This window comes from Brucella haematophila, assembly GCF_005938105.1.
Lineage (GTDB): Bacteria > Pseudomonadota > Alphaproteobacteria > Rhizobiales > Rhizobiaceae > Brucella > Brucella haematophila.
Window position 1 is genome coordinate 1 of the sequence record NZ_VCPE01000013.1, and the last position, 11,944, is coordinate 11,944.

Below are 11,944 nucleotides of genomic sequence, written 5' to 3' on the forward strand. Positions count from 1 at the left end.
CGGTTTCGATCACTTCGTGATCCAAGCCGGAGGTTTCTTTCATACAGCGTAAAACTCTTCCAATCCTCCGCCAGAGGCGAAGGTTTTCTTCTCATGAAAGAAAAAGGCCCGGAGAACCGGGCCTTTGACGATCAGATAACAGAGGTGTCTTACTTGTAGACGGGGCCATCCACAATGGTCGAAACCTGCTGCGGCGCGTAAGGCGCGCTCGATCCGCCGAACATATAACGCAGGCCGACGCGGACGTCGTGGATGTCCATGCCCTTGTCGTAACCGTCGCCGAGATACTGACCGCCCTCGAACATCTTGCCGCCGTTGATATGGCGATAGCGATAACCTGCATCCAGCTTGAGGTTCTGCGTCAGATCGACGGAAGCACCAGCCATGAGGGCATAGGTGAAACGCCAGTTGGCCGCACCATCCACAGAACCGCCGTAACGTGCGTCCTCAATGTCGTTCCAGCGTACGCGGGTTCCACCGATACCGGCGCCGACATAAGGCGTGAAGCCAGCAAAATTGCCGAGATCGACATAAGCATTGGCCAGGATGGACAGCGCCGAGAAATGGCTGCGTTCGTCGGAGGCGCAGGAAGCGTCGCCGTTACAGGCCGAACCGTAGGTATGGCCCTCGAATTTCGAACGGGTCATATAGTCGACCGTCAGATCGGTACGGAAGTAATCCGTCAGCTGATAGCCGACACCGCCGCCGATCAGGAACGAACCTTTCAGATCACCTGACAGCGTGTTGCTGCCGAATGTCGAAGGACCGCATTCGCAATTGTCGATGGTTGCATAATCCGCGTCCTTGAATTTCGGCTTCGAATAGCCGAGATCGCCACGCAGATACCAGCCGCCAACAGCAGGCGGCGCTACAACCACTTCTGGAACCACTGGCGGTTCAATCAGATCCGCTGCCAGTGCGCCCGTGGCCATCATGGCGACAGATGCAGCCAAGCCGCCGAAAAAAGTTTTCACAAGACCGTTCATCGTCTGCCCCATAGAAATATCATAACGCCGGAGCGTTATCCTCGCTTTCAATAAGGACAATAGATTTTAAAAGTTAATTACAACTTAACCTTGTTTTTTAACGATACTTTTTAATAAATCTTAGAGATAGCTAAAATAAAAATGGCGCGCCAGAGACGCGCCATTTTAACTATTAAGGTTATTGTCAAATCACGCGGCGTTACCCACCGACGAAATAACATCAACGATATCATTAACCACCTTTTCAACCAGAACGCGATCATCGCCTTCCGCCATTACGCGGATGAGCGGCTCGGTTCCCGAAGGGCGGATCACGAGGCGACCTTGCACGCCAAGGCGCTCACGCGCTTCATCGATGGCATGCTTTACATTCTTGTTTTCCAACGGTTTGCCGCCAGTGGTACGCACATTCTTGAGCAATTGCGGCACCGGCTCGAACTTGCGGCAAATGTCGCTGAGCGGCTTTTGGGCTTCCTGCATGACAGCAAGAATCTGCAAGGCAGAAATCAGGCCGTCGCCCGTCGTCGCGAAATCCGACAGAACGATATGGCCAGACTGTTCGCCACCCACATTGAAGCCGTGTTCGCGCATATGCTCGACGACATAGCGGTCGCCAACCTTGGTGCGGGCAAGCGTCAGGTTGTGATCAGTCAGAAAGCGCTCCAGTCCGAGATTGGACATGATGGTCGCAACAATGCCGCCACCGGTCAGGCGGTCGGTATTGGCCCATGATTCGGCAATCACTGCCATCAGCTGGTCACCGTCGATCACCGATCCGGTTTCATCGACCAGAAGCACGCGATCCGCGTCGCCATCAAGCGCAATGCCGACATCGGCGCGCAGCTCCTGAACCTTCTTCATCAGGCCAATCGGATGCGTCGAACCGCAATCCTCATTGATGTTGATGCCGTTCGGCTCGTTGTTGATGGTGATGACTTCAGCGCCAAGCTCCCAGAGCGCCGCGGGAGCAACCTTATAGCCCGCGCCATTGGCGCAATCGATCACCACACGCAGGCCATTGAGCGCGATATTGCGCGGCATGGTGCGCTTGGCAAACTCGATATAGCGGTAAATGTCGCCGTCAACGCGCTTGGCCTTGCCGATGGCGCCATGGCTTGCCAGCAGGGACGACAGATCGCCCTCAATCAGCTTTTCAATCTGGATTTCGATCTCGTCAGACAGCTTGAAGCCATCAGGGCCGAACAGCTTAATCCCGTTGTCGTAATACGGATTGTGCGAAGCCGAAATCATCACGCCGATATCGGCACGCAGCGAGCGGCAGAGCATGGCCACAGCGGGCGTCGGAATCGGTCCGAGCAGGAACACGTCCATGCCCGCCGCTGTAAAACCGGCAACCAGCGCGTTTTCCAGCATATAGCCTGAACGGCGCGTATCCTTGCCGATCACCACCCGCGAAACCTGACCCGAACGACGGAAAATATGCCCCACCGCCATGCCAACTTTCATGGCAATATCCGGCGTCATGGGGAAGCTGTTCGCCTGTCCGCGAATGCCATCAGTTCCGAAGTATTTCCGTGTCATATGTTTAGCCTTGCGTTGAGCCACGTCGCCATCCCGGTGCCGTCGATATATGCCGCTCATTTCAACCAGAGCGCAAGAGTCGCGCAGGCCCGCAACTTTGACAGCGAATTTCGAGTGTTAATATCCTAAAATGCCTGTTCTATGCAATTTCGTCTTTGGCAGGGTCCAAAGCGATCCCGGCTTCTAAAGTTGTATCCTTCAAAAGATCATGCGCCGAAATCGTTAACCGAGCCTTTGCGGCGGTATGAAGCTATGCCGAGACATAGGCAAAAAGAAAGCCGGGCGAAACCCGGCTTTCGTCGTCTGTTTGGAATGAGCGGCTTATTGCGGCTGCGGCTCCATGCCAGGCTCGTTGCCCGGTTCGCCGCTGCTCTTGCGCTTGCGCGGGCTGCCGGCCTTCGGAACACCCGAACCGCGCGACGGCGTATCATTGCCCTGATCGCGTGACGGCTTGTTGCCTGCGATCAGTTCCTTGATCTCGTCGCCGCTCAGCGTTTCATATTCCAGAAGACCTTCGGCGAGCGCGATCCAGTCCTTCTTCTTCTTGGTCAGGATGCGGGTCGCTTCGGCATAGGCCTCGTCGATCAGGCGACGCACTTCGGCATCGATGATCTGCGCGGTTTCTTCCGAAATATTCTGCGTGCGCGACACCGAATGACCAAGGAAGACTTCTTCCTGATTGTCACCGTAAGCCACACGACCGAGCTTGTCGGAATAACCCCACTGCGTGACCATGGACCGGGCGAGCTTGGTTGCCTGCTGGATGTCCGACGATGCACCGGAAGTGATGTTTTCCTTACCGAATTTCAGCTCTTCAGCCACACGACCGCCCATCATGATGGCAAGACGCGACACCATCCAGGTATAGGTGGCCGAATAACGGTCGCCTTCCGGGAGCTGCATAACCATGCCGAGCGCACGACCGCGCGGAATGATCGTCGCCTTATGGACCGGATCAGATGCAGGCACATTGAGCGCAACAATGGCGTGGCCTGCTTCGTGATAGGCCGTATTGGCCTTTTCTTCCGGCGTCATGGCGGAGCGGCGTTCCGCACCCATCATGATCTTGTCCTTGGCGTCTTCGAATTCCTGCATGGTCACCAGGCGCTTGTTACGGCGCGCTGCCATGAGAGCAGCTTCGTTGACGAGGTTGGCCAGATCGGCACCGGAGAAGCCCGGCGTGCCGCGTGCGACAACCTTGAGATCAACATTCGGTGCGAGCGGCACATTGCGCACATGCACTTTCAGGATCTGTTCGCGACCGACGATATCCGGGTTCGGCACCACGACCTGACGGTCGAAACGGCCCGGACGCAGCAGTGCCGGATCAAGAACGTCCGGACGGTTGGTCGCCGCGATCAGAATGATCGATTCGTTGGCTTCGAAACCATCCATCTCGACCAGAAGCTGGTTGAGGGTCTGTTCGCGTTCGTCATTGCCACCGCCGAGACCGGCGCCACGATGACGACCGACAGCGTCGATTTCGTCGATGAAGATGATGCAAGGCGCATTCTTCTTCGCCTGCTCGAACATGTCGCGGACACGGCTTGCACCGACACCGACAAACATTTCAACAAAGTCCGAACCGGAAATGGTGAAGAACGGCACATTGGCTTCACCCGCAACAGAGCGCGCCAGAAGGGTCTTACCGGTACCGGGAGGGCCAACGAGCAGCACGCCGCGCGGAATCTTGCCGCCGAGACGCTGGAACTTCTGCGGATCACGCAGGAATTCAACGATTTCTTCGAGATCCTGCTTGGCTTCGTCAACGCCTGCAACATCCTGGAAGGTGACGCGGCCATGCGCTTCGGTCAAAAGCTTCGCCTTTGACTTGCCGAAGCCCATCGCACCACGCGAACCACCCTGCATCTGGCGCATGAAGAAAATCCACACGCCAAGGATCAGGATCATCGGCAGCCACGACAGGAGAATGCCGATCAGCGAACTGGAGCCGTCGCTTTCAGGACGGGCAGTGATCGCAACATCCTTGCTTTCAAGCCGCGCAACCAGGCCTGTATCGCCAGGCGAATAGGTCTGGAACGTCGAGCCATTGTCGGCAAAGGTGCCAGTGATGCGCTCGCCGGTAATCGTGACCGATTTCACGCGACCATTGGATACGTCGTCAATAAATTGCGAATAGGAAACTTCACGGGAATTCGTGCGCTGACCAGGGCTCTGGAACAGGTTGAACAGCGCGATCAAAAGAAGAGCAATGATCGCCCAGAGGGCGAAGTTGCGATAGTTCGGATTCATATCGGGTCCAATCGATACCACGGCCATTCCGCAACCGCGGAACGATGTTTCGATCTAACATAGGATCGAAGGAAGGCGTTGCCAAGGCGCGTAACACGCCGCATGGGAGATTCTTCCTACTCTGGTTTATAAAAATTAGGAGTTTGGTGAAGATTGGCGACCAATTCGCTTCTCGATCGCCTCGGCCAGAGCGAAATCATATCCCGGCAGAACATGGTCAAACAGCGCGAAATGCCGCTCCATGCGGATATGCGCCGGGAAATTCTCTCCGGCAAGGAACGGCAAAGAGACAATCTTTCCATCCGAATAGATTGCGGGCAGCACCAGAAGCGCTTCGCGCCAGCGCGCATTTGTTTCAGAAGCATTTTCTGGAAGAGACGCGGGAGAATCGGCCAGAAAGTCAATCAATGCCTGTCGTCCCGGCGCGGCGATTTCAAAATCGCACTCGCCTGAATTGTAAAAGCGAAAGCGCCCATCCCAGATACAGCTGCCGCCAGCAGGCAATAGCGCGGACGGCAAATTGCGTCGCTCCCGCCGGAAGCGATGCGGCAGCCCCTTCGCGCCGCGCTCGATCAGCGCGCCGAAAATGGTCAATCTTTCGTGTCTTTGGCTTTCGTGTTTCTGGCTTTCGTGTTCTGCCTCGCCCGACAGAATGCGCTCGATGCGCAAACGCTCGGCATCGCCCGGCAGGAATCGACGCCCGCCAGCCAGCGAGGCAACAAGGCCGGAAAAAAGCCGCCGAACTGTTTCCGGTAAAGCGGCATAAATGGCCGGATCGATTTCCATCCGGTCGCAATCATCAACCTGCAGACTTGCAGGATCAGCCAGTGCCGCAACGAGAGCAGCATTATCGCGCTTGCGTGCCGCGCTCGCCAGAGCCACCTGCGCCAGAACGATCTGCGGATCGGCATCGGCAGCAGCGCCTTGCCGGACACGCGGGCGTTCATAGTCGGTATTGGTGTTGCTCGGATCGTCAACCCAGCGAATATCTTTCGCTGTCAGCTCATCCCGCAGGGCCTGCCGGGAAACCGAAAGCAGCGGGCGGATCAGCTGCACTGACCCTTCCAGCCATGACTGGGGCGCCATGGCGGCAAGCCCCCTCGCCTCAGCGTGGTGGCTGCGCTCCTTGCGCATCAGGAAAGTCTCGATCTGGTCATCCTGCGTGTGGCCGGTCACGATCACGCTGGCATCCGCTTCATGCGCAGCCTGAACCAGAAGCCGGTAGCGTGCGCTACGCGCCGCTGCGGCCAGCCCCTGTGACGGCTTGGGATCGTCCCATGCCAGAATGCGGTGCGCAATACCGTGCTCACGGCACAGCGCGCCAACATTTTCAGCCTCCTCGGCTGATTCGGCACGCAAGCGATGATCGATGGTCACTGCGAGAAGTGCAGGACGAGGATCGAGCGTCGCCAAATGATCCTTGAGCAGGAAGAGCATTGCCAGCGAATCGCTGCCGCCGGAAACGGCCGCAATGACAGCCTTTGCTTGATCCAGTTGAAAAGGTTTAAAAATATCAGCCGGGGAAAGCCCCACGAAATAACTCCGCAATCAGCACTTTACACGTGTACGTTCTTCGGCAACGCGCTTCAGAATGGCGGGAGCCGCTTTGGGATAACGTTGCGGGATCTGCTCGAAAGTCGCACAGGCAACGTCGTGATTGTCCATCTTCTCAAGCGTCATGCCGAGCTTGAACATGTTTTCCGGCGCACGGCGGGAATCGGGATAGTCGCGCTGCGTGTCGATGAACACGGTTGCAGCTTCCGGATAACGTGCCTGACCGTAAAGCGATTCTCCCAGCCAGAAGCGGGCTTCCGCAGTCTGCGGATCAGCCGGATACCGCTTCACATGCTGGCGGAAACCGGATTCGGCTGCCTTGTAGTCGCCCGACATCAGATACTGATACGACGCCTGATAGAGCGTGTTCGGATTATCGCCCGATGGCAGCGAGGCAACAGCCGTGCCGTTCTGCGCATTGCCCTGTCCAGTGGAACCTTGACCGCCGGGCAAGCCACCCTGTTCGACCGGACGCGGAGCGGCATTGAGCGAATCGCCGATTACATTGCCACTGGAATCAAACCGGATGGAGCCCAGCGTCTGCGGCGGCTCGCCGCGCTGCGGTCCGCCCTGCGTCGGGGCGCCCGGGCCAGTCGTACCAGTGGCAAGAGAATCGGCGCCAATTGCGCCCGATTGTGCAGTTTGCGGTGCTTCCTGTGCCGGCGTCCTGTCCGAGATGGAACCGTCCTGACCAGCATCTGCGGAAACCCCGGCATCGGGATTTCCGGCGGTACCGCCATCATAGGTGTTCTGGCCCATATTGCCGGATGAACCGGCGCTGGCGAGAGCGCTACCATCGCCCGCACCACCGCCATTGCCGGGCCTGTCACCCGTGTCCGCGCGCTTGCCGGTTTCCAGGAACTGGAAGCGCTGCTCATATTCTTCCTGCATTTTCTGCATCTGATCCTGCATTTCGAGGATCTGGAAGTTCATGGCCTCGGCACGCATGCCGAGCGTATCGGCCATGCTGGCAGGATCGCCCGCGCCCTGTGCGCAAAGATCAGCCCCCGGAGCCGGGGCAGCAGCAGGCTGGCCAGCCTTGTTTGCAGCCGGTGACGCGACGCCATTCTTCTTTTCGAGTTCCTCGAAGCGGAATTCGTTGTCTTCCTGCGATTTTTGCAGCTGATTGTCGGTGAATGCGATCTGGGCGTCCACATCCTCGATCTTGCCGGTCAGGTTGCGCACCAGCTCCTGGATCATGCCGGGGCTCTGGTAGCCGCCGTTCTGCGCCGAAGCACCACCGCCACGCATGGCATCGTCGAGAATTGCGGTCGAACCGACGCTGACGCGATTCTGGCCGCCGCCCTTACCCTTTTCGAGGGCCTGAAAACGGGCTTCATTATCGCGATGGATTTTCACCATCTTGTCGCGGAGCTGCAAGATCTTGCTGTAAGACTGCGCGTTCTGACGTGCGAGATTGCACACCTGCTGCGAATACTGGTTTGCACCCGGATCGCCAGTCTGCGCCAAAACCGGAGCACTCGCCAAAAGCGGCAGCATGGCAATCGCCAGTGTCACTTTCCTCATTGTTGTCCTCATTCCCTATTGCCCCTGCGAGTTTACAATGAACAGGATGATCGAGTGCCGCGCCTGAATGCTTGCTGAACATGCCATACCGCACGGCCAGTTCCGCTTTTAGAGCAAATCCGTGAAAAGCAAAGATGCTTTCCCTTAATCGCTCCCACTATGACAGGGGCGACTTCGGCCAAAGTTTGTCGAAATGCCTGATCAACAGACATGAAAATGAAAAAAGCGGCCCGAAGGCCGCTTTTCCTGCAACGCTGTTGTGCGTTTGCAAATACAAATAGCCAGCTATTAGCTGCCTGCGCCGTTGAGAACGGTGACTGCGCGGCGGTTCTGCGACCAGCACGAGTCGGCATCGCAAACGGCGACCGGACGTTCGTTACCATACGAGATGGTGCGCATACGGTTGGTCGGCACGCCACGCGAAGCGAGGAAGTCGCGGGTGGCGGCAGCGCGACGCTGGCCGAGAGCGAGGTTGTATTCACGGGTACCACGTTCGTCAGCATGACCTTCGACGGTGATCGAATACTGCGGGTAACGCTGCAGCCACTGGGCCTGCTTCGAAAGCGTCTGCTGTGCGTCTCCGCGGATCAGCGACGAGTCGAGATCGAAGAAGATGCGGTCGCCGACATTGACCGTGAAGTCCTGCGCCGAGCCGGGCGTTGCCGCGCCTGCACCGCCGAGGCCGAGATCACCGGCATTGTTCGGGAGATTCTTCTTGGATGCGCAACCGGCGACGGCGAGCGACATGAAAAGGGCAATAGCGATCGGGCTACGTGCAATCGACTGGATGCGGCGCATGGGCCGAGGCTCCTTAAGATTTGATGTTCCTGCGTAACCAACCAATAATCATATCGAGGTTAATGCAGGCTCAAGAAGTATGGTTAATATTGTCTTGAGACCAAATGCAACCGGCGTTTTCCGGCTGCCATTCTGTTTTTAGGCCTTGATGGCAAAATGCGGCAGAAACACGGCTATAGAGGTCGATTGTGGCAATCACCGTAAAGACAGGCCAAAAACATCGCATATCACGCTCTAAACCGCTGCCAACAGGCATGAAAAAGGCGCGGAACCAAAATCCCGCGCCTTAATCTTTATTTGATTCTCCGAACCTCAGCCTATTCGAGCAGCGGCGACCAGGCCGGATCGGATGCGAAATTCGGCGTCTGGATCTGGCGTTCGTTACGGCCCGTCAGGTCGATGGTGAACAGCTTCGGACCACCTGCGCCTGCCGCCTTGCGGAAGAACATCAGCACGCGGCCATTCGGAGCCCAGGTCGGACCTTCATTGTGAAAGCCCGATGTCAGAAGGCGTTCGCCCGAGCCGTCGGTCTTCATCACGCCAATCGAGAACTGGCCCTGCGACTGCTTGGTGAAGGCGATGAGATCGCCACGTGGAGACCAGACCGGCGTCGAGTAGCTGCCGTCGCCCATCGACAGGCGGCGAGGATTGGAACCATCAGCACCGGCGATATAGAGCTGCGGGCGACCGCCGCGGTCAGACGAGAACACAATCTGCGAACCATCCGGCGAATAGGATGCGCTGGTGTCGATAGCCTGGCTGTTGGTCAGGCGGGTCGTGGTGCGCGAACGCAGATCCATCGCATAGACATTGGCGCTGCCGTCGTCCTGAAGCAGGCTCATGACAACCTTCTGCCCGTCCGGCGAGAAGCGCGGCGCGATGGACATGCCGGGGAAGTTGCCGACCAGTTCACGCTGGCCCGTTTCGAGCTGCAGCAGGTAAACCTTCGGCTGGCCGCCGGCAAACGACATATAGGTCACTTCCTGGCGGTTTGGCGAGAAGCGCGGGGTCAGGGCAATATCGCGACCGTCCGACAGATAACGGACATTCGCGCCGTCCTGATCCATGATCGCGAGGCGCTTGATGCGCTTCTGGGCCGGGCCGGATTCATCGACGAAAACCACGCGGGTATCGAAGTAACCCTTTTCACCGGTCAGGCGCTCATAGATGGCGTCAGCGATGATATGGGCAACGCGACGCCAGTTATCCGGCGAGGTGAAGAACTGCTGGCCGATCATCTGCTGACCGCCAAACGTGTCCCAGAGGCGGAACTCCGCCTTCAGCCTGCCGTCCGGCTGCTTGGTGATGCGGCCGGTGACCAGAGCCTGTGCATTGATGACCTTCCAGTCCTCGAAGCGCGGAGCGGCATCGGGATTGGAAATCTTTTCAATGAAGGCGCCCTTGTCGATCGGCGCAAACAGGCCAGACCGCTCAAGATCGGCAGCAATGACCGACGTGATGTTCGGACCAAGCTGGTCTGCGGACAGGAAATCCGTGATGGCGATCGGCAGAGGCTCGACCACGCCCTTGTTGATGTTGATTTCCACCACGGCGCGTGCAGGCATGGTGCAGACAAGACTTGCGGCAATCATGCAGGCGAAAGCCGAGAGGACTGTCCGGATCTTTGTTTTCATGATGCCGGTTTTCATATCTTCTGGGACCTCTTTTGTCCTTTGCCCATAGTGGGCTTCATTTGGTCTGGTGATCGGGAAACCCCGATCAGAACATTTCGCTCGGGTCGAAGTTGACGATCACTTCCGACCATGAATCATATTTGTCGACTGGCAGATTGTACGGGGCGCAGCGTGCGACCGCGCGCTTGGCGCTTTCAGCCGCTGCACGACCAACACCATCGCCGCCACCGCCGGATGTCACTTCCGGAACGCCCTGGATGGAGCCGTCCTGGTTCAGTTTCATCTTCACTGTCACAACCAACCCCGGCGCATCGGCCACACCGGCAGGCACGTTCCAGCACTTGGAAATCGCACCGCGCAACGCATCCATTTCACTCTGGCTCAGCTTGGAGCCACCAGTATTCTTCTTGCCGCCCAGCGATGCCTGATCGGTCGAGCGCTTTGCGCCGCCACCGGAAGCCTTCTGCTTGTTGAGCAGCGCCGACACTTCATCGGCAATCGCATCATTTTTCGACTGCGACGTCTGCGATGCGGACTGCGTCGGCTTCTTTTCTTCCGTCGGTTTGCGGTCCGGCGTCTTGGCGGTCTGCGCCTGCGGCGGCTTCGGCTTGGTCTGCGGAGCGGGAACATTGTCCGGCAGCTTCGGCGTATTCGCATCCGGCGTTTCGGCCTGCTTCTCGATGGCTTCGGCCACCGGGTCAGGCTTCACTTCCTGCTTCGGCTCAGGCTTGGCCTGCATTTCGGTCGCGGGAACCGGCGTCGGCTTTTCTTCCGGCTTCGGTTCGGGCTTGGGCTCAGGCTTCGGTTCCGGCTTCTTCACCGGTTCCGGCTGGGCCTTTGGCTCTTCCGCCGCCTCAATTGGCTTTGCCTTGGTGTCAGGCTTCGGTGGGGTCGTGGTATCGACCTCCTGATCACCGACATTCTGGGCATTGGGAACGGTTTGCGGCTTGGTGGTCGGAATCGGCGCAGACTTCTCCTTCATAGGAGCCGTCTTTTCGCCTTGCTGAATTTGCGTGATGGATTCAATCGGCACGATGTCGACCGGGAACGATTCCGAATCCTGCACGTCGAATGCCTTCGGCGAGGAAAAGGAAAAGAGCCCCAGCGCAATGACGATGGTATGGAGCGCTACAGAAGATGTCAGGCCAGCCTTCATGATGGCGTCAGCTATCCTGCTCCTGGAGGGTCACAAGGCCGATATTCTTGAAACCGGCGGCGGAAATGCGGGCCATGACCTTCATGACGGTGCCGTAATCGGCAGCCTTGTCACCGCGCACGAAAATGCGCTCCTCATAGCCCGTCTTGGAAATGGCCTGAAGCTTCGGCACGACTTCTTCGATCGGAATTTCGGTTTCCTGCAGATAGATCTTGCCATCATTGCTGACCGAAACCGTGATCGGCTGCGTATCGGCGTTCATCGCCTTGGCCTGCGTATCCGGCAGATCAATCGGCACGCCAACCGTCAGCAGCGGCGCAGAGACCATGAAGATGATGAGCAGCACCAGCATCACGTCGACGAACGGCGTAACGTTGATTTCACTCATCAATGCCTTCTTGCGACCACGCCTGCGGCGTCCGCCCGACTGCATTCCATTTCCTACCGACATGCCCATTGCAAGATTCCCGAAAGCTCGATTTGCCGTATTCGCT

Annotated in this window: 9 protein-coding genes; all 9 read right to left on the minus strand. The window is 57.8% G+C overall.

Annotation, left to right across the window (positions count from 1 at the left end):
• Positions 1-149: 149 nt before the first annotated feature.
• The 9 genes from FGI60_RS18105 to tolR all read right to left on the minus strand — a co-directional run bounded on the left by FGI60_RS18105 (position 150) and on the right by tolR (position 11,907).
• Positions 150-986, minus strand: a complete 837-nt coding sequence (locus FGI60_RS18105) for an outer membrane protein (protein WP_078339583.1) — start codon at positions 984-986, stop codon at positions 150-152.
• A 189-nt stretch (positions 987-1,175) separates the two neighbouring features.
• Positions 1,176-2,528 (minus strand): phosphoglucosamine mutase, encoded by a 1,353-nt coding sequence (gene glmM, locus FGI60_RS18110; protein ID WP_138786394.1) that lies wholly within the window; start codon positions 2,526-2,528, stop codon positions 1,176-1,178.
• 321 nt (positions 2,529-2,849) lie between these two features.
• Positions 2,850-4,781 carry an ATP-dependent zinc metalloprotease FtsH gene (gene ftsH, locus FGI60_RS18115; RefSeq protein ID WP_078339584.1) on the minus strand — a complete coding sequence of 644 codons (1,932 nt, stop codon included), beginning with the start codon at positions 4,779-4,781 and terminating at the stop codon, positions 2,850-2,852.
• A 135-nt stretch (positions 4,782-4,916) separates the two neighbouring features.
• Positions 4,917-6,314: a tRNA lysidine(34) synthetase TilS gene (tilS, locus tag FGI60_RS18120; protein ID WP_138786395.1), complete on the minus strand. Its 1,398-nt coding sequence runs from the start codon at positions 6,312-6,314 to the stop codon at positions 4,917-4,919.
• A gap of 15 nt (positions 6,315-6,329) precedes the next feature.
• On the minus strand, positions 6,330-7,874 hold the full coding sequence (gene ybgF, locus FGI60_RS18125) for a tol-pal system protein YbgF (RefSeq protein WP_138786396.1): 1,545 nt from the start codon (positions 7,872-7,874) through the stop codon (positions 6,330-6,332).
• A gap of 276 nt (positions 7,875-8,150) precedes the next feature.
• On the minus strand, positions 8,151-8,660 hold the full coding sequence (gene pal, locus FGI60_RS18130; RefSeq protein ID WP_078339475.1) for a peptidoglycan-associated lipoprotein Pal: 510 nt from the start codon (positions 8,658-8,660) through the stop codon (positions 8,151-8,153).
• 317 nt (positions 8,661-8,977) lie between these two features.
• Positions 8,978-10,309: a Tol-Pal system beta propeller repeat protein TolB gene (gene tolB, locus FGI60_RS18140; protein ID WP_138786398.1), complete on the minus strand. Its 1,332-nt coding sequence runs from the start codon at positions 10,307-10,309 to the stop codon at positions 8,978-8,980.
• A gap of 70 nt (positions 10,310-10,379) precedes the next feature.
• Complete coding sequence (locus tag FGI60_RS18145) at positions 10,380-11,450, minus strand: cell envelope integrity protein TolA (RefSeq protein ID WP_078339478.1); 1,071 nt, start codon at positions 11,448-11,450, stop codon at positions 10,380-10,382.
• Positions 11,451-11,457: 7 nt separating this feature from the next.
• Positions 11,458-11,907 (minus strand): protein TolR, encoded by a 450-nt coding sequence (gene tolR / locus FGI60_RS18150; RefSeq protein WP_138786399.1) that lies wholly within the window; start codon positions 11,905-11,907, stop codon positions 11,458-11,460.
• Positions 11,908-11,944: the final 37 nt, after the last annotated feature.